23 protein-coding genes are annotated in these 24,331 nt (G+C 33.4%); 9 read left to right on the top strand and 14 right to left on the bottom strand.

Features of this window, described 5'->3' with window-relative positions; translation table 11 throughout:
• Positions 1 to 3 precede the first annotated feature (3 nt).
• Positions 4 to 2,229, top strand: a complete 2,226-nt coding sequence (locus C8C83_RS05905) for a glycoside hydrolase family 3 N-terminal domain-containing protein (protein ID WP_121326968.1) — start codon at positions 4 to 6, stop codon at positions 2,227 to 2,229.
• A gap of 235 nt (positions 2,230 to 2,464) precedes the next feature.
• Here the strand turns inward: C8C83_RS05905 and C8C83_RS05900 are convergent, their stop codons facing one another.
• Positions 2,465 to 4,486: a DUF3857 domain-containing protein gene (locus C8C83_RS05900; RefSeq protein WP_121326965.1), complete on the bottom strand. Its 2,022-nt coding sequence runs from the start codon at positions 4,484 to 4,486 to the stop codon at positions 2,465 to 2,467.
• Between the two features lie 280 nt (positions 4,487 to 4,766).
• Entirely contained in the window at positions 4,767 to 4,985 is a 219-nt protein-coding gene (locus C8C83_RS05895; protein WP_233209723.1) for a hypothetical protein, read from the bottom strand.
• Between the two features lie 302 nt (positions 4,986 to 5,287).
• On the opposite strand from C8C83_RS05895, the gene C8C83_RS05890 reads away from it, so the two are divergent.
• Both C8C83_RS05890 and C8C83_RS05885 read left to right on the top strand, forming a co-directional pair.
• On the top strand, positions 5,288 to 6,133 hold the full coding sequence (locus tag C8C83_RS05890; protein WP_347812778.1) for an NUDIX domain-containing protein: 846 nt from the start codon (positions 5,288 to 5,290) through the stop codon (positions 6,131 to 6,133).
• Between the two features lie 73 nt (positions 6,134 to 6,206).
• Positions 6,207 to 6,527 carry an MmcQ/YjbR family DNA-binding protein gene (locus tag C8C83_RS05885; RefSeq protein WP_121326962.1) on the top strand — a complete coding sequence of 107 codons (321 nt, stop codon included), beginning with the start codon at positions 6,207 to 6,209 and terminating at the stop codon, positions 6,525 to 6,527.
• 31 nt (positions 6,528 to 6,558) lie between these two features.
• Here the strand turns inward: C8C83_RS05885 and C8C83_RS05880 are convergent, their stop codons facing one another.
• The 9 genes from C8C83_RS05880 to ahcY all read right to left on the bottom strand — a co-directional run bounded on the left by C8C83_RS05880 (position 6,559) and on the right by ahcY (position 15,299).
• Entirely contained in the window at positions 6,559 to 7,167 is a 609-nt protein-coding gene (locus C8C83_RS05880) for an alpha-ketoglutarate-dependent dioxygenase AlkB (RefSeq protein ID WP_121326960.1), read from the bottom strand.
• Complete coding sequence (locus C8C83_RS05875; RefSeq protein WP_121326958.1) at positions 7,154 to 7,399, bottom strand: Ada metal-binding domain-containing protein; 246 nt, start codon at positions 7,397 to 7,399, stop codon at positions 7,154 to 7,156. Before C8C83_RS05875 ends, C8C83_RS05880 begins: the two co-directional genes overlap by 14 nt.
• Before the next feature lie 185 nt (positions 7,400 to 7,584).
• The gene (locus tag C8C83_RS05870; protein WP_121326955.1) at positions 7,585 to 8,298 is read right to left on the bottom strand and encodes a 2OG-Fe(II) oxygenase; all 714 of its coding nucleotides are present in this window, start codon (positions 8,296 to 8,298) and stop codon (positions 7,585 to 7,587) included.
• A gap of 207 nt (positions 8,299 to 8,505) precedes the next feature.
• Positions 8,506 to 9,348 carry a methylated-DNA--[protein]-cysteine S-methyltransferase gene (locus C8C83_RS05865; protein ID WP_121329963.1) on the bottom strand — a complete coding sequence of 281 codons (843 nt, stop codon included), beginning with the start codon at positions 9,346 to 9,348 and terminating at the stop codon, positions 8,506 to 8,508.
• 213 nt (positions 9,349 to 9,561) lie between these two features.
• Positions 9,562 to 10,032 (bottom strand): GNAT family N-acetyltransferase, encoded by a 471-nt coding sequence (locus C8C83_RS05860; protein WP_121326953.1) that lies wholly within the window; start codon positions 10,030 to 10,032, stop codon positions 9,562 to 9,564.
• A 3-nt stretch (positions 10,033 to 10,035) separates the two neighbouring features.
• The gene (locus C8C83_RS05855; protein ID WP_121326950.1) at positions 10,036 to 10,368 is read right to left on the bottom strand and encodes an SMR family transporter; all 333 of its coding nucleotides are present in this window, start codon (positions 10,366 to 10,368) and stop codon (positions 10,036 to 10,038) included.
• Positions 10,369 to 10,682: 314 nt separating this feature from the next.
• Positions 10,683 to 13,001 (bottom strand): patatin-like phospholipase family protein, encoded by a 2,319-nt coding sequence (locus C8C83_RS05850; RefSeq protein WP_121326947.1) that lies wholly within the window; start codon positions 12,999 to 13,001, stop codon positions 10,683 to 10,685.
• A 176-nt stretch (positions 13,002 to 13,177) separates the two neighbouring features.
• The gene (locus tag C8C83_RS05845) at positions 13,178 to 13,651 is read right to left on the bottom strand and encodes a hypothetical protein (protein WP_132011686.1); all 474 of its coding nucleotides are present in this window, start codon (positions 13,649 to 13,651) and stop codon (positions 13,178 to 13,180) included.
• Between the two features lie 331 nt (positions 13,652 to 13,982).
• Positions 13,983 to 15,299, bottom strand: coding sequence for an adenosylhomocysteinase (ahcY, locus tag C8C83_RS05840; protein WP_041516432.1), 1,317 nt, complete (start codon positions 15,297 to 15,299; stop codon positions 13,983 to 13,985).
• 320 nt (positions 15,300 to 15,619) lie between these two features.
• On the opposite strand from ahcY, the gene C8C83_RS05835 reads away from it, so the two are divergent.
• Positions 15,620 to 16,282 carry a 4'-phosphopantetheinyl transferase superfamily protein gene (locus tag C8C83_RS05835; RefSeq protein ID WP_121326942.1) on the top strand — a complete coding sequence of 221 codons (663 nt, stop codon included), beginning with the start codon at positions 15,620 to 15,622 and terminating at the stop codon, positions 16,280 to 16,282.
• A 240-nt stretch (positions 16,283 to 16,522) separates the two neighbouring features.
• Here the strand turns inward: C8C83_RS05835 and C8C83_RS05830 are convergent, their stop codons facing one another.
• The 3 genes from C8C83_RS05830 to C8C83_RS05820 form a co-directional block, all read right to left on the bottom strand.
• Complete coding sequence (locus C8C83_RS05830; protein ID WP_121326940.1) at positions 16,523 to 16,930, bottom strand: group III truncated hemoglobin; 408 nt, start codon at positions 16,928 to 16,930, stop codon at positions 16,523 to 16,525.
• Positions 16,927 to 17,214, bottom strand: a complete 288-nt coding sequence (locus C8C83_RS05825; RefSeq protein WP_121326938.1) for a hypothetical protein — start codon at positions 17,212 to 17,214, stop codon at positions 16,927 to 16,929. Before C8C83_RS05825 ends, C8C83_RS05830 begins: the two co-directional genes overlap by 4 nt.
• 80 nt (positions 17,215 to 17,294) lie before the next feature.
• Positions 17,295 to 17,891, bottom strand: a complete 597-nt coding sequence (locus tag C8C83_RS05820; protein ID WP_121326936.1) for a Crp/Fnr family transcriptional regulator — start codon at positions 17,889 to 17,891, stop codon at positions 17,295 to 17,297.
• A 93-nt stretch (positions 17,892 to 17,984) separates the two neighbouring features.
• On the opposite strand from C8C83_RS05820, the gene C8C83_RS05815 reads away from it, so the two are divergent.
• From C8C83_RS05815 to C8C83_RS05795, 5 genes are all read left to right on the top strand, one after another.
• The gene (locus C8C83_RS05815; RefSeq protein WP_121326933.1) at positions 17,985 to 18,716 is read left to right on the top strand and encodes a geranylgeranylglyceryl/heptaprenylglyceryl phosphate synthase; all 732 of its coding nucleotides are present in this window, start codon (positions 17,985 to 17,987) and stop codon (positions 18,714 to 18,716) included.
• A gap of 31 nt (positions 18,717 to 18,747) precedes the next feature.
• Positions 18,748 to 19,371: a nicotinamide riboside transporter PnuC gene (gene pnuC, locus C8C83_RS05810; protein ID WP_121329962.1), complete on the top strand. Its 624-nt coding sequence runs from the start codon at positions 18,748 to 18,750 to the stop codon at positions 19,369 to 19,371.
• Positions 19,332 to 21,446 carry a DUF4301 family protein gene (locus tag C8C83_RS05805; protein ID WP_132011685.1) on the top strand — a complete coding sequence of 705 codons (2,115 nt, stop codon included), beginning with the start codon at positions 19,332 to 19,334 and terminating at the stop codon, positions 21,444 to 21,446. The genes pnuC and C8C83_RS05805 overlap by 40 nt, the downstream gene beginning before the upstream one ends.
• The gene (gene arfB, locus C8C83_RS05800) at positions 21,446 to 21,850 is read left to right on the top strand and encodes an alternative ribosome rescue aminoacyl-tRNA hydrolase ArfB (RefSeq protein ID WP_121326930.1); all 405 of its coding nucleotides are present in this window, start codon (positions 21,446 to 21,448) and stop codon (positions 21,848 to 21,850) included. The genes C8C83_RS05805 and arfB overlap by 1 nt, the downstream gene beginning before the upstream one ends.
• 277 nt (positions 21,851 to 22,127) lie before the next feature.
• Positions 22,128 to 24,317 carry a TonB-dependent receptor gene (locus C8C83_RS05795; RefSeq protein ID WP_121326929.1) on the top strand — a complete coding sequence of 730 codons (2,190 nt, stop codon included), beginning with the start codon at positions 22,128 to 22,130 and terminating at the stop codon, positions 24,315 to 24,317.
• The last annotated feature ends 14 nt before the right edge of the window (positions 24,318 to 24,331 follow it).

Below are 24,331 nucleotides of genomic sequence, written 5' to 3'. Positions count from 1 at the left end.
AGAATGAAAAAAATAACAACATTGACCTTGTTGATGGTATCGCTTTTTGCGACGGCACAACAAGAAACAATCGATCAGAAAGTAAATGCTTTATTGAAAAAGATGACTATTGAAGAAAAAATAGGTCAGCTTAATCAATATACCGGAGACAATCAGGCAACGGGACCAATCACGATAAATCCCAACAAACAATCTGAAATAAAACAAGGTTTAATAGGTTCGATGCTAAACATCATCGGAACAAAATATACCAGACAATATCAAGAATTGGCGATGCAATCACGTCTTAAAATTCCGTTGTTATTTGGTCAGGATGTTATTCACGGATACAAAACAACATTCCCAATTCCGTTGGCAGAAGCCGCAAGTTGGGATTTAGCTGCGATTGAATTAGCTGCCAGAGTTGCTGCTACAGAAGCTGCAGCAAGCGGAATTCACTGGACATTTGCGCCAATGGTAGATATTAGCCGAGACCCGCGTTGGGGACGCGTTATGGAAGGCGCCGGAGAAGATACTTATTTAGGTTCTAAAATTGCTTATGCCAGAGTAAAAGGTTTTCAGGGGAATAAATTGGGAGATTTAAACTCAGTTATGGCATGCGTAAAACACTTTGCAGCTTATGGCGCTGGAGTTGGCGGTAGAGATTATAACTCCGTAGATATGAGCGAGCGTATGTTGTTCGAAACTTATTTGCCTCCATTTAAAGCGGCTCTTGATGCTGGTGCAGCGACTTTCATGAATTCATTCAATGATTTAAACGGAATTCCTGCTTCAGGAAATGCGCATTTGCAACGTGATATCTTAAAAGGAAAATGGAACTTTCAGGGATTCGTAGTTTCTGATTGGGGTTCTATTGGCGAAATGGTTGCTCACGGATATTCTAAAGATCTTAAATCTGCGGCACTTTCTGCAATTACAGCTGGAAGTGACATGGATATGGAAAGTAATGCATACAGATATAATTTAGCAGAATTGGTTAAAGAAGGTAAAGTTTCTATTGATTTAATTGATGATGCTGTAAAACGTATTCTTCGCAAGAAATATGAATTAGGATTATTTGATGATCCGTATAGATATTCAGATGGAAAAAGAGAAGAAAAAGCTTTAAACAATCCTGAAAACAGAAAAGCTGCTCTTGAAGTAGCACAAAAAAGTATTGTTTTATTAAAGAATGAAAACCAGACATTGCCAATTTCTAAAAGTGTAAAAACAATTGCATTTATTGGACCAATGGTAAAAGAATACAAAGCCAACATGGGATTTTGGTCTGTAGAATTACCGGAAGTTAATTATGATAAATGGGTAGTTTCGCAATGGGATGGTTTGCAGAATAAAGTTGGTAAAAATACCAAATTGCTTTACGCGAAAGGTTGCGAAGTTGATGGAGATAACAAAGATGGTTTTGCAGAAGCTGTAGCAACGGCACAACAAGCAGATGTTGTTATTTTGAGTATTGGCGAAAGACGCGATCAAAGCGGTGAAGCAAAAAGCCGCAGCAATCTTGGTTTACCGGGAGTTCAGGAAGAGTTAGTAAAAGCAATTCAGGCAACAGGAAAACCGGTTGTAGTTTTGATAAATGCCGGAAGACCTCTTGTTTTTAATTGGACAGCAGACAATGTTCCTGCAATTGTATATACTTGGTGGTTAGGAACTGAGGCTGGAAATGCTATTGCAAATGTTTTATTTGGAGATTATAATCCGTCTGGGAAATTGCCAATGACGTTTCCAAGAGAAGTTGGACAAGTGCCAATTTATTACAATCATTTCAGCACCGGAAGACCTGCAAAAGATGAAAACGCAACGAACTATGTTTCGGCTTATATTGATTTAAAAAACTCACCTAAATTCCCTTTTGGTTATGGTTTGAGTTATACACAATTCGGTTATTCTGATTTGAAATTATCTTCGACTAAAATAAAAAGTAACGAAAGAATTAAAGTTTCTTTCCAATTGTCAAACGTTGGAAAAGTTGCCGGAGAAGAAGTTGTGCAATTATATCTGAAAGATAAATTTGGATCAGTTGTAAGACCAGTTTTAGAATTAAGAGATTTCCAAAAAGTAAAATTAAATGCAGGAGAAACTAAAACGATCGAATTTACAATTGACAAAGAGAAACTTTCTTTCTATAATGATAAATTAGAATGGGGAGCTGAGCCAGGAGATTTTGAATTAATGATTGGAACTTCGTCAGCAGATATCAAGTTAAGATCTAATTTCGAATTACTATAAAATTACAATCTCCAAAAACTGTAATTAACTAAAAAAGCGGAGTTTTCGAACTCCGCTTTTTTTATATATAAATGCCAACAGTAGTTAAAAATGTGCCGTTAGGCACTAAACATTGGTAGAAAACAAGTATTGGAAATAAATTTAGCGTGCCCTAGGTACGCAATGAATTTCAAACCAATATGGCTACCGATATTTAGTATCTAACAGCACTTTTGATTGGCATATGTGAAGACTTTTAATTAAAGTGTTTTTTGAAATTGAATTTTATTTTATTCAAAATACCATCTTCTATAATATCGATTCCAATTCCAGAATTGCTATCAGCCACTTCGTGATGTGCATTTCTGAAATCTTCAAAATCCTTCTCAGGAATTTCTACGTTAATTAAAGGCTTAAAGTCTATCCAAATCGTTCCTCCGTTTTTGGTTATCTTTTTACGGCTGCTATAATCAAAATACGGATTACTGATTGTACTTTCCTGAATAGTATATTTTTCGGTCATATCTATTTTTTGATCTGTCAAAAGTTTGATTTCGTATCTTTCGTTATCAAAATTATGCCAGAAAGTGATGTCTTTGTGCATAAAATCTCTTGCAGTGTTTTTAGAAATATTAGGATCAAAATACATTAAAAAACGATTCTTTTTGTCATCAGTATAATACGGATTTTCAATTGTTGTTTTGTATTCAATTTTAAATTCGTTTAGCTTTTTATCATCGCTTACAATTTCGATTGCAGCATCCTTAAATATATGTCTAAGGTCAGTTCCGTTTCTGTCGTTATTGTAGTTTAGCGTATGATACAGGAAATTATTCCAGCTGTCGATAATTTCTCTTTTGTTCGTTTTCTTGAAATATCTGCGCATATTATTCGCGCGATTTCCTTTGTAGATTGTAGTTAACTTTAGTTTGCCAATATTATTTTCTACAATAACTTCTGATTTTTCATCAACAGCATAATAAGGAAAACGATGTGGCGGATTAATTTGCAATTCCAGCTTTGGTTTCACTTCCAGAAAATGCATAAAAAAGATAAAGCCACGATTCTCAATTAAACCAAATTCATCGCGAAGCGTTACATCCGTAAAATAACTTTGTCCATTGTAATTTATTTTTACAATAACATGGTTAAAAGTCAGTAACGAAGGCAGATAATACTTCATGTAAAAGTCAGTATTAAAATTGACCAAAGCCATAGAAGAATCAACACCAATATAATCTAGAATAACCTTCAATAAAACAGATTTTGCCTTGCAATCTCCTTGTTTGTTTTCGTAAGTTATTGAAGGTTCCTGAGGTTTATGCCCATTCATTTCATCTGCATTGTAGATATAATTAATGTGGTTTTGCACATATTCTATCGCAAATTGCAATTGTTCGTCTTTGTTGTCGATTTTGTCAAGTTTCTCGACTAAATCCGGAGCAAATTCCTTTAAGGAAGATTTCTCAAAAATGGTATCGTAAATTGGAGAAATGTAATTTGATAATTCTTCCCAATTTGCCTCTGTAGCAAAATCAATAAACGGAGCAACCTCTCTGTTTGAATCCACAAAATTGATATAATCTTCTTCTTCGATTACATATTTTTCACCTTTTTTCAAATAGTTAATTTCAGGTTTCAAAACATTTTCGTCTTCATCCCTAAAAAAAGTTTTCTTGTAGGCAATTGTTCTGTTGCGATCATTTTTAAAAGTAAATTTATACTTTCCATAAGCCCAATAACTATCCGGACCTACCCAAACATATTTAGAAAACTCTTTGCGTAAAAAATCACGTTCCGTAAAAACTTTAATTCTGGAATCTTCCATAATCAAAATGTCATAAAGGCGAAGATCTTTTATGGTGATATTAACTTTTTTATTGCTGCTCAGAACGCCGCCGCTACTTTGGTTTTCGCTGTCAAGCGTTTTGATTTTAGTATCAGGGATTTTATCTACAAGAACACCGTCTCTTAAAACGCTGATTCTGTGTATAACATAAGTTTCATTTTCTTCCAGAACAACATCAACTACCGATGCTCTTTCTAAATTTGCAGGTTCATTTAACGTATATGCCATGCAAGCATATTCGCTATTTTCATTGTCACTTGTGTAATATATTTTATCTAAAAAATAGCAGTAATCGCGTCCTTCATCTGCTTGTTTTTGAGAGAATTCAGATTCTTTAATATATTCAATGAGTTGATCGTCAGTAATGTAACTTGCCCAATGTTCCGGCTTTTGAATTTTATAATTTTCTGATTGAATGGCTTGTTCCATAGTAAGGCTTTTAATAGGTAGGTAAAATCTTTCGTATAAAACAAAAATATAGAATTTTGCCAATATCTGATAGTAGCAAAATGATTATTGAGATAAGTTTGGTTTTCTTACAATAAAGAATTTATTATCTGATTTAATAGAAGTTTAATCTTAGATAATTTAATAAAATTCCGAAAGAATTGAGAAAGTTGTAAAGAGAACTAGCGTTAAAAAGTCCCATAATTAACCAGATGCGATCGTAATCGACTAAAAAGAAATGGGATTAAAAGGAAGAAGTTTGTTATTTCAAAACAGTATTTATAAAATCCATCGCACCAATTCCTTTATAAGATGCATATAACGCTTTGTCAAAAGCTTCACGTTTTGCTTTTTTATCCTTAGCTTCAGTTTCAACAATCATCTGATTGAAAATTCGCTCCTGTTCTTCGCTATATTTTATAGAAGCTTCCAGAAGATCATTTTTTGATACTAATCCAAAAGAAGAGTATAGTTTTTTCATAAACTTCTTATTCAGTTTTTCTAGGTTTGGAATGCTCATATTTCAAACAGTTTTATTTCTCTATATAAGAGACGTGATATTTTAACTTATGTTACATAATTACAGTCAAAAACGCCATTTACATATTTTCTTCTCGTAATTACTTTTTTGAATGCCTTTTTGTTGCAAAAACAACAAGTTAAATGTTGTATGTGTTATTATGACGCAATGTACTTATTTTTTCAATTTGTTTTTTTATTTTTAAGTTAAAATTGTGATTTTAACACTTGTGTTTATGGGCGATTCAAGACTATATATTTAGTTTGAATTTAGAAAAAACAGCTCCATTTTATAAAAATGAATTAAATTGCAATACCAATCAAAACTGGAAAGTTGTATTTAATAAAAAGCAGATGTTAAAAGACATTATAGAAAATAATCAAAATTATCAACCAGGACTTTCAATAGATTGCGTAATTTTTGGTTTTCATGATAATCAGCTTAAAGTTTTATTGATAAAAGTTCAGCACAGTCAAAAGTGGTCTTTACCCGGCGGATTTATACCAATAGATCAGGATATTGATACAGCGGCTATTACTGTTTTAAACGAAAGAACTGGAGTTGAAGGTGTTTTTTTGAGACAATTTGCCACTTTTGGGAAAACTAAAAGAAACGATCAACACTTTGGAAAAGAAGTTCTGGAATATTTAAAAATAGAAGAGGCAAAAGGAAAATGGCTTACACAACGTTTTGTGACAATTGGATATTATGCTTTGGTCGATTTTTTAAAAACAATCCCAAAATCGGTTAATAATGAACAAATTATAGAATGGATTGATCATAAAGAAGTGCCGGAACTTATTTTAGATCATAAAGAAATTTTGGATAAAGCATTGGATACATTGCGAATTGAGCTCAATTTAATGCCGGTTGGTTATAATTTATTACCGGAGAAATTTACAATTCCGGAGCTTCAGAAATTGTATGAAACCATTCTGGATAGAAAACTTGACAGAAGAAACTTTCTAAGAAAAATAACCAACATTGGAATCCTGACTAAACTCGATGAAAAGAAAAGTAATGTCGCCCATAAAGCACCAAATTTATATTCGTTTGATAAAGACAAATACGAAGAAGTTCTTAAAAACGGATTGAATCAAGGTTGGTAAAATTATAGTTAAGTATACTCAACAGAAACCTAACAGGTTTTTAAAACCTGTTAGGTTTAATAATAAACTTAATATGATCTCAATTGAAACATTTAGAAAATTAGCTTTAGCGTTTGAAAATGCAACCGAAGAACCGCATTTCGAGAAGACCTCATTTCGTGTCAACAAGAAGATATTTGCGACTTTTGATGAAAAGAACAATCGGGCAGTTTTGAAATTTAACGAAATCGATCAATCTGTTTTTTGTGCGTCAAGCGAAATGATTTTTTATCCAATACCTAATAAATGGGGAAAACAAGGCTGGACAATTGTAGAGCTTTCAAAAGTAAGACCAGAAATGTTTGAAGATGCGTTAAAGCTTTCGTATCAAAATGTTACCTCAAAAAAGAAATAATCTACAAACCTGTTAGGTTTACTCATGTTATTTATTCTACAATAGTTCTAAAAGTCAGATTTACTCTCGGTTTTAATGTAGTTTTTGTTGGTGGTAAACGATGTAACCAATGTGTTTGTGTTGTGCCTTTCATAACCAATAAACTACCATGTTCTAAGATTAGAGAAACCGTTTCTTTCGTTTCTTTGTGTTTGAAAGCAAACTTTCTTTCGGCTCCAAAACTTACGGAGCCAATTGCACCGTTTTTCTTTAAATCCTTTTCGGCATCACTGTGCCACGCCATTCCTTCATCGCCGGAATGATATAAATTCAATAAACAAGAATTGAAAGTTTCGCCTGTTTCCTTTTCCATAATTGCTTTTAATTCCAGAAGTTCCTTCGTCCATGGAAGCGCTTTTTTGGTAGTATTCGAATACGTGTATTCAAAACCCGAATCTCCGTACCAAGCCACTTTTCGTTTGGTAAGAATCAATTTTCCGAAGATAATAGCTTCGTCATTTTTCCATTCGATGGTATTTAAAAGTACATCCAGATAACGATTAGAATCTTCTCGAGAAAATAGTTTTCCATAATAATTTACGGTTCCGTCTTTAGGAAGCAGATTTGTTGTTTCGTCTGTATGCGGATTAAATAAGTCCATTTTTCCAGTTTTGATATTCGGTTTTCATGCAATGTCCGCAAGGTCTGAAACCATTTTGTCTGGCTTCATTTTCAGATAAAAAGAAAACCCGATTTTCGCGTTTCATCCTTTTTCCAGAAGAACATTTTAAAGTTCCGTAGATTTTTAGTTTTCGGTTTCCACCAAAGCAAATTTCCGCATTTTTAATTTTATTTCGAAGATCTAAATCTGAAATTTTGTTGTGTTGAATCATATTGTCGTGTGTTTGTTTTTTCGCCACGAATTCACGAATTAAACCAATTCTATTCGCATAGATTTTAAAAATAATTCGTGAATTCGTGGCGAAAAAAACATTATGTCAGACGCACTGCTGTGCGCCTCTACGGATATACGGTGTTTTGAAACCTCTGAACCTTTGCGTCTCTGCACCTTTGAACCTTAAGACAACGCATCATGAAAAATAATTCCTAATGTATGTCGCTCACCGGAATGAATTTCGCTAACGCCATGTTTCATATTTACGCGATAATATCCTTTTGTGCCTTTTACAGGTCTGAAATTGGTTGTGAAAACTAGAATATCACCTTTTTTAGGTTTTAAAACAATTGCTTTAGATTGTGCTCGTGGCGTTTGCTGCGTTAAAACAAATTCGCCGCCTGTAAAATCCATATCAGGTTCATTCAGGAAAAGCACAATTTGAATGGGAAAATAAACATCGCCATACAAATCCTGATGCAAAGTGTTGAAACCACTTTTTCCATATTTTAAAATCAAAACCGTTGCTTTTAGCTGATTATTTTCGTGACATTGTTCTAATAATTTTTCATGGGTTTCAGGAAAAATGGTATTTATATTTAGGGCTTTCATCCAGGAATTTGCAATTGGGGCAAGTTTAGGATAAATTGAAGTTCGAATATTTTGAATTAAATCCGGCAATGGATAATTGAAATATTTGTATTCGCCTAAACCAAATCGGTAACGTTCCATTACAACCGTTTTTCGGTATAAAGTTGGATTATCATAATCGAATTTTAAATCTTCGCATTGATCGTTATTGAGCACGTTTGGAATAATTGCAAATCCATTTTCGTGCATAGATTCGGTGATGCTTTCCCAATTAAGAGAAGCAATTTTTGCTTGTATATTTTGCATGATATTTTAGATAGAATTTAAAGCGCGAATAAAAATATCTGCGCATTTTTTATTCGTAGAGGTGCACAGCAGTGCGTCTAACGTTACGTGTTTCCACGAAGAATTTTTGTCGACAAACTTTGCGTAGACGCACTGCAGTGCGTCTCTACGATATGCATTGTGTTGAAAATATTATTATCAATCGTACAATTGATAATAATTTTAGAATTATGGATTTACCTGAACGCCTTCCCAGCCAATAATCGCTGTTTTTCTTGTATTTCCCCACATATACCCGCCAAAAACTCCTGAAGATTGAATCACACGATGACACGGAATTAAAAAGGCGACGGGATTACTGCCAATTGCGGTTCCAACAGCTCTTGAAGCATTTGGTTTCTCGATTTGATGCGCAATAGTTCCATAGGTAGAAAGTTGTCCCATTGGGATTTTAAGTAAGGTTTCCCAAACTTTCAATTGAAAATCGGTTCCTTTTAAATGCAGTTTAATTTCAGATAATTTACTCCAATCGTTTTGAAAAATAAACAAAGCATTTTGTTGTGCTAAATCTAATTTTCGGGAGAATGTTGCATTTGGAAATTTATTTTTTAAATCCAGAAATCCGATTTCTTCATCTTCGGCGAAAGCCATAAAACAAACCCCTTTATTAGTTGAAGCAACGATGATATTTCCAAACGGACTTTCGGCAAAGCTGAAATTAATTTCAAGGTTTTTACCACCGTTTTTATATTCGGCTGGAGTCATTCCCTCAATGTTTACAAATAAATCATGTAAGCGGCTTGTACCGGAAAGCCCTGTTTCGTATGCAGTTTCAGAAATGGTTGCCTGATTTTCTTTGAGTAATTTTTTAGCGTGTTCAAGACTTGTATATTGCAAAAATTTCTTCGGACTTGTTCCTGCCCAATCGCTGAAAAGTCGCTGAAAGTGAAACGGACTTAAGTGTACTTTCTCAGCAACTTCATCAAGATTTGGCTGATCTTTAAAGTTGGCTTTGATATAATCGATCGCTTCGGCAATGCGATTATAATTGATGTTTTCCTGTGTGTTCATTTTCATTCAATTTTATAAGGCAAAGATCGATTGGTTTTTGCGGGTATAAAATCCGAAACTTGCTGTGTTTTTTCTTAACCGCAAAGGACGCTAAGGTTTACGCAAAGTTCGCTATGTTTTGCTCGAAAAGACGCGAAGTCGCAAAGTAACTTGTCAAAGATTGACCTAATTTAAAAATAGAACTTTGTGACCCTGCGTCTTTGCGAGCGATTATTACAACAAATGTTTCTCCATTTTATAATTGATAAGTTCAACGCCTAATCTAATGTTTTTTTGTTCGGCTTTTGCAACAAATCCTTTCTTTTCGAAAAACGGTTTCGCGGTTATGCTAATGTCTGATGTTATGATTTTTGAATTGTTTTTTTTGGCTTCTAATTCTAATTCGGTTAAGATTTTATCGGCAATTCCTTGTCGTTGAAAATCTTTGTGAATGTAGAAGAAATCAATATAACTTCCGTCTTTTAGAGTTCCGAAACCTACAATTTGGTTTTCAATTATAGCAAGTAAAACAAATTGTGCATTGATGACTTCAAGCCAGCGATCGGTATTTTTAACGCCATAAATCCATGCTTCTCTTTGGGCGGGATTATAATCGTTTTGGCAAACCGATTGTATCGTTTCGATATACAATTGCTGCATTTCTTGTAAATCTGAAATTGTTGCTTTTCTAAAAATCATTTCCATGTTTTAATGCGCTGTAGTTTTAGAAAATAGATTTATTACAACAACTCCAATCATAATTAAAGCTAATCCAATTATGGCAGGTAAATCTGGAATTTGTTTGAAGAACACAGCGCCGATAATTGTAATTAAAACAATCCCAACTCCAGACCAAATCGCATAAGCAATCCCAACCGGGATGGTTCTAATGGCAAAACTCAAAAAGTAAAAGGCTGCAAAATATCCCACAATTGTAACGATGCTTGGAATAAGTTGTGTAAACTGTTCTGATTTTTTTAATGCCGAAGTTGCTATGATTTCGAATATAATAGCGATTCCTAAAAAGAAGAAGTTTTTCATGTTGCACGTTTTTTACAAAGTTAATCTTTGTATTGAAGAGAAAAACGGAATTTTTAAATATTAAATTTCTCAGGTTATTGAAATCTTGATTCGCGTGAGGGATAGAAGTCAATGTCGTTAAGTTAAGGGGGAATCTACAAAATTACTTAACAGTTTAATCAAGAAAGTAATTAGAGAAATCCGTTTTTATCAGCGTTTTCGCTTTAGCGAATGAGAAAAATCAGTATCTAATTTTGACGCGGATAAAACAGATTTACTTCGTAAAAACGCAGATAAAAACAAATTTTAAAACGCGATTTATTTTTGAGATTTTTTTAAGGATTGAATGATAGTCCAACGCTAAAAAACAATCTTACTTTGTCGATATTATTGATCCACGAAGTATCAAAATGAATAGGACCCAAAATGGATTGATAGGAAATTGCAGCTCCTCCAGAAATTACAAGGCTCGGGTCAAAGCCATCATCCCAATTTCCTTTCGGATTAAATGCCTTGTCAATGTACTGGTCAAAATTTTCAAATCCCACAGTCGCAATATTAAAATGGGGAGTTAGATAAATTTTTCCCATAAGGTTTATTTGAGAGGCAAGTCTTAGCCCCATATATTGTGAAACATTAAGTTCGTCTTCGTGTAGTCCGGCAAAAGAAAAACGATTACTGCCGGAACTTGGTATAATTCCGCCTAAGAAATATTTTGAAGTATAACCTAAATCTGTAAAGGAGATTTGACTGTCTTTAAGTTTATCCGCAAAAATAAAATAAGAATCAAACCCAACAATTCCTGTAATTTTCTTTTTTAGGAGTGCTCTCTTTTCATAGGTAAAACCAAATTTTGTATAACCATTGGTTTTACCAGATATAGTTGTTCGATCTGGATCGTTAAAAGTAGTGTACACATCTGATAACAATGATCGGCTTAGATTTGCTTTTATAATTGTTCCGTTTTCAGCAAAGAAAACCTTATCCATATCATTGTAAGAATAGTGTATGTTTATTTCTAGAGTGTTTAAATGATAATTGGAGATGTTTGGGGCGTTAGGATTGTAATCTCTGTCGTATTTTGGTTTTAATGTGGCGTAGTGATAGTTTACGCCATAACCGAAATAACTTTTTAGTGAGTTTAAATTTCGGTTCATCTCATTGTTAAATTCTAACGAATTATAAAGTACATTATCTGAGGCTTTTCCGTTTAAATAAACCTCTTCTCTTAATAAGGCTCCATAAAGTTCAGATGACCACCACCAATCTCGGTTTTTTCCAAAATTTTTCTGATAATTGATTCGTGCTTTTGGTTGCTCTGCAATATCGATTGTAAAGAGAAGACGAGATGCTTTAGCAAGAATATTTCTGGCAGTGTAATTAAAAATGATTCCAACGCCTCTATAAGTGTCGTAATGTACGGATGTGTTGAGTTGATTTTTGGCACGTTCATGTCCAAATATTGTAACTCCCAGTTTGTTGTCGCCTTTGATGAAATAGTTGTATGTAATCTCATCAAAAAGATTAGTTCCCATTGCTCTGTTAATGCCTGCGATTAAATCTTTGGTGGTATATTTTACGTGTGTTTTGAGATTTATTCTTCCTAATACCAAAGGAAGGTTTTCAGGACTGATTTTTTTGTAAATAATTGTATCAAGAATAATTTCTGAGGGCATGTGTGGTAATTCGTGAATTCGTTGTGAATACCCTTTTAATTTTTCGGATAATGCGATTAAAGCCGGAAGATTTTCGTTAGTTGCGATTTTACCGTCTTTGTAGATTTCGTTGCTATCTGCAAAATCAGCAGTAGAAAAACGCAGGTTTGGCAAGTGATCTACTAAAATGTCGCAGAGTTTTCTGTTTGCCGGATTCTTGATGTTACTCGGAAACATACTGGTTTGCGTCAATATAGTGATAACATTATTTAGTTTGTCTATTGGTTCTAATCCGCCTCCAACATCACTTCCAATAATAATGTCGGCGCCCATTTCTTTGGCAACATCTGTAGGGAAATTATTTAGTACACCACCATCAACTAATATTGTTTTTTCATACGACATAGGTTTGAAAATTGCTGGTAATGACATACTGGCTCTCATTGCATAAGCTAAACTGCCTTTGCTTAAAATAACCTCTTTTCCTTCGGACAAATCGGTAGCCATGGCTCTAAACGGAATGGGAAGGCTGTCAAAATCTCTAATGTTATATACAGGATAAGTTAATTCAGAAAGATATTCTCTTAGATTTTGATCGTTTAATAAAGAACCAATGCTGTTTAGTTTTTTGTCTTTAATTCCTATTCCAACTAAATATCGCTGAAATTCTCTTTTTTCTTCTACGCTAACCGATTTTAAAGATTGTCCTCCGCCAAGTAATTTGTCCCAATTAATACTTTTGGTTAATTTTTCGATACTATCACCGGAATATCCCATTGCGTACAAACCTCCAATGACGCTTCCCATACTATTTCCAACAATAAGATCGGGGACAATGTGCAAGGAATCGAGTTTTTGCAATAGCGGAATATGTGCAATTCCTTTTGCTCCACCGCCACTTAATACTAATACGACTTTAGGTTTCTTTTCCTGAGAAAAAATAATTTGCGGAAGACTAAGTAAAAAGAGGAGGACGAATAAATAAGATGTTTTTTTCAAGAGTACAATGTTTATGTAGTTGAGAAATAGGAGCTTATTTTGATTCTTAAAAGTAAGTAGATATTTATAACCGTGCAATTTTTTGAGAGAAATGTTTTTTTGTTCTCTTATTGTAGATTAAAAAAACAAACCGACAAGTTTTTAAAATTTGTCGGTTTTTGTACTATTATTTAGTTTTAGTCGTGTCTTGTATATTTAGCGTCTTCAATTGCTTTCTCGAGTTCTTCAACTTTTTTTGATTCTAATTCGACTTCTATTTTTGCTTGATTTACTTTTTCCTGAGATTTAGCGATTTGCTTTTTTAATGCTTCAATCTTTTTTTGATGATCAGGATCATTGCTATTTTGTGAAGCATTTTCAAGAGTTTTTAATTGATCTTGTTCTTTTTTTAGATCATCTTCTTTGTCCCAGGCCTTTCTTGCCATTTTGATTAGTTTTTGTTCTTCTCGGGCTAATTTGGCTTTTGCTTTTTCTACGTGATTTAAAGTAACAATTGGTTTCATGGTTGGTAGTTGAACTAATTGCGGAGCTCTTTCATCTACTCCCATTAAACCATGTAGTACTTGTTGTGAAGGATTGGGATTAAAACTTTGTGCATTCACAAAAATTGGCATAATCATTACTATCAATACAATAAGCAGGTTTTTCATAATTTGGTTTTGGTCTCCAAAAATATGCTTATAATTTAAAAAGGTCAAAAAAGATGGGATTAATTTTTAGGTTTCTCGGAACGTAGGTTTGCGTGAGGGATAGGAGGAAGCTACCGAAGTAGCACGGATAGCCCGACAGTATTTAAGGAAAGGCCTCATGTGCGCAAAGTATATTAAGGGCTTTTTTTAAATAGTGTCACGCCCAGATAATTATTTTAGATTTCTGAGTTTAGATTTTAGATTAAAAAACAAAACCCGATAGGTTTAAATCTATCGGGTTTGAAGTATATTATTAAAAATCTAAGATCTACAATCTTAAATCTAAAATTTATTAGTATCTGTAGTATTCTGGTTTGAATGGACCTTCAACTGGAACACCAATGTAAGCAGCTTGATCGTCACGTAAAGTTTCCAATTCAACTCCTAATTTAGCTAAGTGCAAAGCAGCAACTTTTTCATCTAAATGTTTTGGTAACATATAAACGTCATTGTTGTAAGCAGCGCTGTTTTTCCATAATTCGATTTGAGCCAAAGTTTGGTTTGTAAATGAGTTACTCATTACAAAACTTGGGTGACCTGTAGCACAACCAAGGTTTACTAAACGACCTTCGGCAAGAATGATGATATCTTTTCCAGCGATAGTATATTTGTCAACTTGTGGTTTGATTTCGATTTTTGATGCACCGTGGTTTTTGTTTAACCAAGCCATATCAATTTCGTTATCAAAGTGTCCGATGTTACAAACAACAGTTTTGTCTTTCATTTGTTCGAAATGAGATCCAAGAACGATATCTTTATTTCCAGTAGTTGTAATGATGATATCAGCATTAGCAATTACAGTGTTTAATTTTTTAACTTCGTACCCGTCCATTGCAGCTTGTAAAGCACAAATTGGGTCGATTTCAGTAACAGTTACAATAGATCCTGCACCTCTGAAAGAAGCAGCAGTTCCTTTTCCAACATCACCGTATCCACAAACGATAACTCTTTTTCCAGCTAACATTAAGTCAGTTGCACGACGTACAGCATCTACAGCAGATTCTTTGCATCCGTATTTGTTATCAAATTTAGATTTAGTAACAGAGTCATTAATGTTGATTGCAGGCATTGGTAAAGTTCCGGCTTTTACTCTTTCGTAAAGTCTGTGAACTCCAGTTGTAGTTTCTTCAGACAATCCTTTGATTCCAGGAACCAATTCCGGGAAACGGTCAATAACCATGTTTGTTAAATCTCCACCATCATCAAGAATCATGTTCAATGGTTTTCTGTCTTCACCAAAGAATAAAGTTTGCTCAATACACCAGTCAAATGATTGCTCATCAAGACCTTTCCAAGCATAAACCTGAATCCCGGCAGCAGCAATAGCCGCAGCAGCCTGATCCTGAGTAGAGAAAATGTTACAAGAAGACCAAGTAACCTCTGCACCAAGAGCGATTAAAGTTTCGATCAAAACAGCAGTTTGAATCGTCATGTGTAAACATCCTGCGATACGAGCACCTGCAAGAGGTTGTTCGTCTTTATATTCAGCACGAAGCGCCATTAAACCTGGCATTTCAGCTTCAGCTAATTCAATTTCTTTTCTTCCCCAAGCCGCTAGAGAAATGTCTTTTACTTTGAAAGCCACAAAAGGCGTAGTTGTAGTACTCATTTATAGTATATTTGTAATTGTAAAATTTTTGCAAATTTACGGAATAGGTTTTTAATTTAGACTACTTTCTTTCAGATTTGTGAAATGTTTAATTTCTTAATCTTTTGAACTTTAGCTAAATAATTTACTTGTTGTAGGATGATTTTGAAAATTAGGAGCTATTTCCTGCTGTCCGCTATATCTTTTCCTTGCTAAAGGAGCAAGAAAAAGGATGCCGCTCCCATCAGGGCTAAAAAGACCAGACGTTAAATAAGAAGTTTCGTTTTCAAATCAGGAAAATAATTCATAACTTAAAACTCATAATTCATAATTAGAAAAAAATGCCTTTATTTCAAACCATACAATTCAACGAAACTACCAAAATCTTAGTTTGGCAAATAACCGAATCTTTCGAGGAGTTATTGAGCAATGTAGTTTTGAAAGAAAAAACACAGCTTCGCCTAAACGGAATGAAGTCTCAAATGCACCAGCGTGCTTTTTTGAGTGTTCGTATGTTGATACAGGAAATGGGTTTTACAGATCATGAATTGCATTATGACGAGTTTGGAAAACCTTATTTTGATTGTCATAATTATATCTCAATCACACATTCGCATGATTTTGCAGCTATTATAATAAGTGACGAAACCGTGGGAATCGACATGGAATTACAGCGCGAAAAAATCCTTAGAATCGCCGATAAATTTGTCGATACCGAAAACAGTTATTTATCCCGTGATATCAAAACTCAAAATATAACCGATTATATCAGAGAACTTACCGTAATTTGGGGCGCAAAAGAAGCAATCTTTAAAATTAGAAACGAAAAAGGAATCAGCTTTAAAGATAACATTCGGATCGACGCTTTTTCATTAGAGGAAAATCAAACTCAGGCGAGTCTTCATTTTAATGATTTGGTAATAGAATTTAATGTGCATTACGAAGAAATAAAATCGAGTACATCAGGACATGATTTTACTTTGGTTTATGCTTTTGAGAAGTAGTTTTTAGTCTCAGTTTTCGGTGGCAGTTTTCAGTGATTAACGATAATCTTGTCATTGCGAGGCACGAAGCAACCACACTATCAAGAAGCTTCGGGACCAAATTCCAAGATTGAGCATATAAAAATCCGTTTTAATCTGTGTTTTCGCTAAGCGAATCCGCTTCATCCGCGTTCTATATTGTCGCCAATCTTTGTCGAGTTTCTAGTGTGATTTCTCCCTCTGACCGAAATGACAAACAAACTATTCTAAAGAAGCATCACTCATCTTCTTACGATACTCAAACATACTCACAAACAAAAAAGTTCCCATTTTTCGAGCACGTCTTTTTAGTGTTTCTACATTTTCGCCTTCAAAATGCTCGTCCAAAGTTTGTGACCAGTAATTAAGCCAGATTCCAAATTCATTCGAAGTGATTTTGCCTTCAAAATGAGCATCAACTTCATTATGTACCGCATGCGGATTTCCTTTGTATTTTTTTACCGCAAACAAATTGGTTTCCCAGAAATCAGTTAGTTTTTCCAGATGCGAATCCCAATCTTTAATCATAGTATTAAAATAAAAGCCGATTTCTTCATCGGCTCTTATTTTATCATAGAATTGATGGACCAAAAACACGATATCAGCTCTATTTTCTATTTGTTTTCTCATACTAAAAAGTTGTTCACGATTATCAGCAAGATACTTAATATAACGCTGGTAAGAATAAAGTTAAAAACCACTTTGTGTTTCATTTGTGCAAGAATAGAAGTATTGGCTAAGATACAAGCCAAAACAATAATTCCCAGTTGAATCATTTGACCAATAGAAGTTCCGTGAGAAAGAATATACATTGCTGCTGCTGCACCTAAACAGCTTTGACCAATTACAGCCATTGTTGCAGAACCAATATAATTTTTATTGAAATTTTCGAATGTTGTTTGATAAAGTGTCATAATATTTGTTTTTAGAGTTACAAATTTACAAGCACTTTAAGGCTTCATTTTATGACTAAAATCATAAAACAAGAATTTTTTTATCGGTATACTTTCCTGTTTATAATCTTCAAAACGCCTTTTTTTTCTAAAGCTTTTATGGTTCTAATCACGGTTTCGACACGCAAACCGGTTAAATCACCAATTTGTTGTCTCGTAAAATTGATTAGGTAACCGTTTTCATCTTTCTTAAAATTAAAATAAGCAATTCCGTGATCGATTAATTTCAGAACACGATGTTCAGGTTCTTGTGTAGACATTTCCGCTGCCATAACCGATTTATAATACAAACGCTGTGCTAAATTTTCGATTATTTTAAGGCTGATTGCTGAGTTTTCTTCCAATAATTTCATGAAGCTGTTTTTAGGAAGAAGTAGCACTTCAGAATCTTCAACCGCAATTGCATTTGCAGGATATTTTTGATTTAAGAACAAAGGTGGTTCACCAAAAGATTGTTCTTTGTAAAAGATTCCCTGAATAAACTCGCGGGCATCATCATTATAATTACTCATTTTTACTTCACCGGAAATAATTTGATAATAATGCGTTGGCAGATTGCCTTCTTCGAAAATAGTTTCGTTTTTAGCGAAAGATTTCTTCAGAGCGCCATATTTTTCCAATAAATCAATTGCAATCATAATTTTATTTCTCGGTTATCAAAAGATGTAACACAAATATAATTATTCAAAATAGTTCTAGTACATTAAAAAACTTTTACTTTTACGCCGATTATGCAGCAGAAATTACTCAATATACACCAGCAAATTTTAGACGCTAAAAGAAATGGACAAAAATTATTGGCCATACTTTTGGACCCCGATAAAATTGTTTGGGAAAATCTAGATCATTTAATTCAGAAGATAAATCAATCTCCTGCAACACATATTTTTGTTGGAGGAAGCATTGTTGAGTCAATAATTTTAGAAGATTTAATCGCACAATTAAAACAAAATACAAATCTGCCCGTTGTTATATTTCCGGGAAATCCGTCGCAGATTTCACCTCAGGCCGATGCTATTTTGTTCTTGTCGTTATTATCCGGTCGTAATCCCGATTATTTAATAGAATATCAGGTTCAGGCAGCGCCAATTCTTAAAAAGACAAACCTTGAAGTTATTTCTACTGGTTACATTTTGATCGAAAGCGGAAATGAAACTGCTGTAGCTCGTGTAAGTAAAACGAAACCATTAAATAGAGAAAACTTCGATTTGGCTTTGGCAACTGCACAAGCTGGCGAAATGTTAGGAAATAAATTAATCTATTTAGAAGCGGGAAGCGGAGCAAAGAATGCAGTTCCGCTGAAAATGATAGAGTTAATTACGCAAAATATTGAAATTCCGGTAATTGTTGGAGGAGGAATTGTAGATTTGCACGGAATTCAAAATGCATACAATGCTGGTGCTGATTTAGTGGTTATTGGAACTGCTTTTGAAAACGACAGTCATTTTTTTGAATCAAAATAGAACGACCAGAAACGACCAAAACAAACCCAAAATGATTGATTTTTTTCTAGATAGTTATAAAAACGCTCCATTGTGGCACATTGCTTTAGAATTTTTGGTTTTTGTGTGCGGAATTTTAAGCGTTTGGTTTGCTAAAAAAGAAAACATCTGGGTGTATCCAACAGGTTTAATCGCTACAGTAATTTCAGTATATCTTTTATACATTGCGGGTTACATTGGAGATATGATTATCAACGGATATTTCTCAATTATGAGTATTTATGGTTGGTATTTGTGGGCAAAAGGCGGAACAACCGAGGATAATTTACCAATTACGCGAACGAATTTTAATGAAAAAATCATCGGAATTTTGCTTTTCTTTGTAACCGTTTTCGTGGTTTTCGGTATTTATAAGTATTTTGACTACGAAATCAAAAAAGATAATTATGTCGATATGATTTCGTCAGGAATATTCTTTGCAGGAATGTGGTACATGGCCAGGAAAAAGATCGAAAACTGGACACTTTGGATCATTGGCGATATTATTGTAGTGCCTCTTTATGCTTATCGTGGCTTAGGGATGTTGTCACTGCAGTATTTAATTTTTACAATTTTGGCTATTTCAGCTTATTTAGAATGGAGAAAAATCTTAGACAGCAAAAAACAGCTATCATAAAAATTGCTTTATTTGGACCTGAAAGTACAGGAAAAACCACATTAGCAAAACAACTTGCAGAATATTATGAAACCGAATGGGTTCCTGAATTTGCACGTGACTATTTACAGGAAAAATGGGAAGAGAATCAACATATTTGTGTTGCCGATGATATGTTACCTATTGCATACGGACAAGTTGCATTGGAAAATGAAAAACTTTCATCTGCAAAAAAGTATTTGTTTTCTGATACTAACTTAATGGTTACCAAAGTTTTTTCTGAAATGTATTATGGTTTCTGTGATCCGCTTTTAAACGAAGCTGCATTAGAACATGAATACGATTTGTTTTTTCTTACCGATATCGATGTTCCTTGGGAAAAAGATGATATCAGAGATACTGCGGATGGTAGAGAAACTGTTTTTTCAGTTTTCAAGCAATCCTTAATTGATGCCAAAAAGCCATTTATAACACTTTCCGGTGATAAAGAAAGTCGCTTAGCAAAAGCCATTGCGATTATCGATAACTTATCACTTGCAAAACAACATGGTGTTTCGTCTGATGATTTTGTTCAGATTTACAATCATGAAATTCCTTTTGAGAAGATTTTACAACAATTGAAGATTTTTAAAAACGGAATTCTAAAAAGTAACTTAATTAGTCCGGCTAAAATTAAAAACGGAATTTTAGGTTTATCAGAAGATGAATTTAAAGAAAAAGCTGCTTTTTTTGATTTGAAAAAAGAAAGCTTAAAACTAAAGAAATTTGTTCCAGCCTCGGGTGCAGCAAGTAGAATGTTTAAATTTTTAAGTGCTTTTTTGAATGATTTTGATATTACAAGAGAAACTATAAATGCTTATATCAATAGAAAAAAAGACAGTGATTTGTCTATTTTTATTGTAGCAATGGATAAGTTTCCTTTTTTTGAAGCATTGGATAAAAAGCTTCGAGAAATTTATCTTGATTTTGAAGTATTAGACAGGGATTATAAAAATTACTATTTCATAAAAACATTATTGTCTTCTGACTATTTTGATTTTGCAAATAAGCCAAAAGCAGTATTGCCATTTCATCAATATAAAACGCATATAGCAAATCCTATTGAAGAACATTTGAATGAATGTGTGCATTATGCTTCATCAAATGAGGTTTCGAATTTGCATTTTACAGTTTCGGAAGTACATCAGAATTTATTTGAAAATGAAGTTGAGGTTCTCAAGGAAAAAGTAGAGAAAGAATCCGGAATTGAAATTAACATTGCATATTCTTATCAAAATAAAAGTACCGATTCAATTACGGTAAATGATCAAAATGAATTTGTTAGGGATAAAAACAACAATTTAATTTTTAGACCTGGAGGACATGGAGCATTAATTGAGAATTTAAATGAACTTGATGCGGATGTTATTTTTGTAAAAAATATTGATAATGTAATTCAAAATCATATTGGTAAAATTGCTTTATATAAAAAAGCTTTAGCTGGAGTTTTGATCAAAGTACAGCAAAAAGTTTTTGATTATTTAGATAAAATAGAAAAGCAAGAAATCAAAGAAAATAATCTTGAAGAAATCGTCGCTTTTTTATCGAAGAAGTTAAACATTGAATTAGGAAATGATTTTAATAAATTTACTTTTGAGAATAAAGTTAATAAAATTAAAGATTTGCTAGACAGACCAATTCGGGTTTGCGGAATGGTAAAAAATGAAGGGGAACCTGGAGGAGGACCATTCTGGGTAATGAATGATAAAGGATCAATTTCATTGCAAATTGTAGAAACTTCACAAGTAGATTTAACGAATAAAAAGCAGCTGGAAATTCTGGCCGCAGCGACTCATTTTAACCCGGTTGATTTAGTTTGCGGAATCAAAAACTATAAGAATGAAAAGTTTGATTTGCTAAAATTTGTAGATCCAAAAGCAGGTTTTATTGTCGAAAAAAGTGTTGACGGAAAATTAGTCAAAAGCTATGAATTGCCTGGATTATGGAATGGCGCAATGGCAAATTGGTTAACTATTTTTGTAGCAGTTCCATTAATTACTTTTAATCCGGTAAAAACAGTAAACGATTTATTAAAACCAGCGCATCAGCCACAATAATGGATATAGAGAAAATCATTTCAGAGCTAACTTTTAAAGCTGTCAGAAGTAGTGGTGCAGGCGGACAAAATGTGAACAAAGTATCATCAAAAGTAGTTTTGACTTTTGATTTGAATGCTTCACAAGCTTTGTCTGAGGAAGAGAAATCACTTTTATTAACTAATATTTCGTCTCGTTTAACAACAGAAAATATTCTGATTTTAAATTGTGATGAAGACAGAAGTCAGCTTAAAAACAAAGATATTGTTGTAAAACGTTTTTTAGAAATCATCAAAAAAGGATTATTTGTTCCTAAAATTCGTAAAGCAACCAAGATTCCGAAATCAGTCATTAAAAAACGAATCAAAGACAAAAAGAATATTTCTGAAAGAAAACAATCCCGCAAGAAACCAGATTTGGATTAAAATTCCAATTGAAGCTTCAGTTGGAATTTTTTTATTTAAAATTTCTAAAATTTGATTTTTGCAATTGCCATTGATTTTTGTAATTTTTAACATTACATTTGCACTGTCTCAAAGGGGTGCTCTAAATAACGAGCTGAGATCATACCCAAAGAACCTGAGCGAGTAATGTTGCTAAGGGAAAAAACGACAAGTTTATCGTGCGAACTATATTTTGTCGTGAAACATTTATTAATTTTAACAAAGAATAATTCCCCCTTTTATTCGTAATTCTTTACGAATGAAAACTATTTTTAAAGGTACTGAGGTACTAAGTTACAAAGGTTCTAAGGTTCAAAACATAACCAGAATCAAACCTATTTTCTTTATTCTATTTTCTTTATTCTATTCTCTTTCCTCTATTGCACAGGAACAAGATTCTACCAAAGTCAACAAGCTTGACGATGTATTAGTTTCGGCAGTTCGTGTTACTACAAAAACTCCGGTTACATTTAGTAACATGGATAAAAAAGAAATTAAATTTAGAAACTTAGGACAGGATATTCCAGTTTTAATGAATTATTTGCCATCTGTTGTTACAACTTCTGATGCAGGAGGCGGAATAGGTTATACCGGAATCAGAGTCCGCGGAAGCGATGCTACAAGAGTAAACGTAACCATCAACGGAATTCCTTATAATGATGCTGAAAGTCAGGGAACTTTTTGGGTTAATATGCCTGATTTTGCTTCGTCTGTTGAAAGTTTACAATTACAGCGTGGTGTAGGAACTTCTACAAATGGTTCAGGAGCTTTTGGTGCAAGTTTGAACATGCTTACAGATAGTTATGCTTCAAAACCAACCGGAGAAATTTCGAGTTCTTACGGAAGTTTCAATTCCAATAAAAATACTGTAAAATTTAGTACAGGTTTATTAAACGATCATTTTGAACTTGCTGGACGTTTGTCTACAATTAAATCTGATGGTTATATAGATCGCGGTAGTTCAGATCTTAAATCGTATTTTCTTCAGGGAACTTATGTTGGAAAAACAACTTTAATCAAAGCCTTAGTTTTTGGAGGAACTGAAAAGACATACCAATCCTGGAACGGAATTGATGCTGAGACATTAAATTCAGACCGAACTTATAATTCGGCAGGAAAGTATATAAATGAGGCAGGAAATGTTCGTTTCTACGACAACGAAACAGATAATTATAATCAAAATCATTATCAATTGCATTGGAGCGAATCATGGTCTGATAAATGGAGTAGCAACTTAGCGATTCATTATACTAAAGGGCTAGGATATTATGAAAATTACAAATATAATGAACCAGTTGAAGGTTACGGACCAATTAAACCAACTAAAATGGTCGAAAATGACTTAGGGGAATTAGTTCCCGGAACTGATTTAATTCGTCAGAAATGGTTAGACAATGATTTTTACGGAACAACTTTTTCAGCAAAATACAAAGAAGAAAAGTTAGATGTAATTATTGGCGGAGGCTGGAATAAATATGAAGGAGATCATTATGGTAAAGTAATTTGGGCAAGAAACTCTGGAGCGTCAGAATTAGGAGATCATTATTATGATGATTTTTCAACAAAAACAGATGGAAATATTTTCGCAAAAGCAAATTATCAGTTTACTGAAAAATTTAGTTTCTATGGCGATCTACAATACCGAAATGTAAAGTATAAAGCGAATTCAAAAGAAACAGGAGTTGTTGATGATAACTTCAATTTCTTTAATCCAAAGGCAGGTTTAAACTATGAAATCAATCAAAAAAGTACGCTTTATTTTTCATATGCAAGAGCAAATCGTGAACCAAACAGAACAGATTATGAAGGCGGAAATGCAAAACCGGAAAAATTAAATGATTTTGAATTAGGTTGGAGATTTAATTCAGAGAAATTTCAATTGAACTCTAATTTCTATTATATGGCCTATAAAGATCAATTGATTTTAACCGGTAGATTGGATGATGTTGGAGCGCCAATTCGTGCAAATACTGAAAAAAGTTACCGTTTAGGTTTTGAAGTAGATGCGACAATTAAACTTTCTGAGAAATTTCTTCTTAGACCAAACTTTACTTTAAGCAGTAATAAAAATGTTGATTTAGCGGTTGAAGGACAATATTACGGAACAACAAATATTGCTTATTCGCCAAATGTTATTGCAGGAAATATAATTGTTTATAGCCCGATTCAGAGTTTGCATATTTCATTATTGCAAAAATATGTTGGCGAACAATATATGAACAATATCGAATTACCGGCAGCAAAATTGGCTGATTACTTTGTAAACGATTTGAATGTTTCTTACGAAATTAAACCTAAATCTGTTTTTAAATCAATTATGATTACAGGATTGGTGAATAATATTCTGGATAAGAAATATGTTTCAAACGGTTATATGTGGGATGTTTATCCGTATTATTATCCTCAGGCAGGAATTAATTTCCTTGCAGGATTGACTTTGAAATTCTAAAGGATTTCGGAAAA

It is taken from the genome of Flavobacterium sp. 90 (genome assembly GCF_004339525.1).
GTDB lineage: Bacteria > Bacteroidota > Bacteroidia > Flavobacteriales > Flavobacteriaceae > Flavobacterium.
The sequence above is the reverse complement of the archived record's forward strand: the minus strand, read 5'-3'. Positions and strand labels throughout refer to the sequence as shown.

What these genes read in the sequence shown, in the direction of transcription:
- C8C83_RS05905 (WP_121326968.1), top strand. Translation starts at nt 4, where the DNA reads ATGAAAAAAATAACAACATTGACCTTGTTGATGGTATCGCTTTTTGCG.
- C8C83_RS05820 (WP_121326936.1), bottom strand. Translation starts at nt 17,891, where the DNA reads ATGATTGCAATTGATTTATTGGAAAAATATGGCGCTCTGAAGAAATCT.
- C8C83_RS05860 (WP_121326953.1), bottom strand. Translation starts at nt 10,032, where the DNA reads ATGGAAATGATTTTTAGAAAAGCAACAATTTCAGATTTACAAGAAATG.
- C8C83_RS05900 (WP_121326965.1), bottom strand. Translation starts at nt 4,486, where the DNA reads ATGGAACAAGCCATTCAATCAGAAAATTATAAAATTCAAAAGCCGGAA.
- C8C83_RS05835 (WP_121326942.1), top strand. Translation starts at nt 15,620, where the DNA reads ATGCCTTTATTTCAAACCATACAATTCAACGAAACTACCAAAATCTTA.
- C8C83_RS05795 (WP_121326929.1), top strand. Translation starts at nt 22,128, where the DNA reads ATGAAAACTATTTTTAAAGGTACTGAGGTACTAAGTTACAAAGGTTCT.
- C8C83_RS05845 (WP_132011686.1), bottom strand. Translation starts at nt 13,651, where the DNA reads ATGAAAAACCTGCTTATTGTATTGATAGTAATGATTATGCCAATTTTT.
- C8C83_RS05855 (WP_121326950.1), bottom strand. Translation starts at nt 10,368, where the DNA reads ATGAAAAACTTCTTCTTTTTAGGAATCGCTATTATATTCGAAATCATA.
- C8C83_RS05875 (WP_121326958.1), bottom strand. Translation starts at nt 7,399, where the DNA reads ATGATTCAACACAACAAAATTTCAGATTTAGATCTTCGAAATAAAATT.
- C8C83_RS05895 (WP_233209723.1), bottom strand. Translation starts at nt 4,985, where the DNA reads ATGAAAAAACTATACTCTTCTTTTGGATTAGTATCAAAAAATGATCTT.
- C8C83_RS05815 (WP_121326933.1), top strand. Translation starts at nt 17,985, where the DNA reads ATGCAGCAGAAATTACTCAATATACACCAGCAAATTTTAGACGCTAAA.
- C8C83_RS05885 (WP_121326962.1), top strand. Translation starts at nt 6,207, where the DNA reads ATGATCTCAATTGAAACATTTAGAAAATTAGCTTTAGCGTTTGAAAAT.
- arfB (WP_121326930.1), top strand. Translation starts at nt 21,446, where the DNA reads ATGGATATAGAGAAAATCATTTCAGAGCTAACTTTTAAAGCTGTCAGA.
- C8C83_RS05825 (WP_121326938.1), bottom strand. Translation starts at nt 17,214, where the DNA reads ATGACACTTTATCAAACAACATTCGAAAATTTCAATAAAAATTATATT.
- pnuC (WP_121329962.1), top strand. Translation starts at nt 18,748, where the DNA reads ATGATTGATTTTTTTCTAGATAGTTATAAAAACGCTCCATTGTGGCAC.
- C8C83_RS05870 (WP_121326955.1), bottom strand. Translation starts at nt 8,298, where the DNA reads ATGCAAAATATACAAGCAAAAATTGCTTCTCTTAATTGGGAAAGCATC.
- C8C83_RS05865 (WP_121329963.1), bottom strand. Translation starts at nt 9,348, where the DNA reads ATGAACACACAGGAAAACATCAATTATAATCGCATTGCCGAAGCGATC.
- C8C83_RS05805 (WP_132011685.1), top strand. Translation starts at nt 19,332, where the DNA reads ATGGAGAAAAATCTTAGACAGCAAAAAACAGCTATCATAAAAATTGCT.
- ahcY (WP_041516432.1), bottom strand. Translation starts at nt 15,299, where the DNA reads ATGAGTACTACAACTACGCCTTTTGTGGCTTTCAAAGTAAAAGACATT.
- C8C83_RS05830 (WP_121326940.1), bottom strand. Translation starts at nt 16,930, where the DNA reads ATGAGAAAACAAATAGAAAATAGAGCTGATATCGTGTTTTTGGTCCAT.
- C8C83_RS05880 (WP_121326960.1), bottom strand. Translation starts at nt 7,167, where the DNA reads ATGGACTTATTTAATCCGCATACAGACGAAACAACAAATCTGCTTCCT.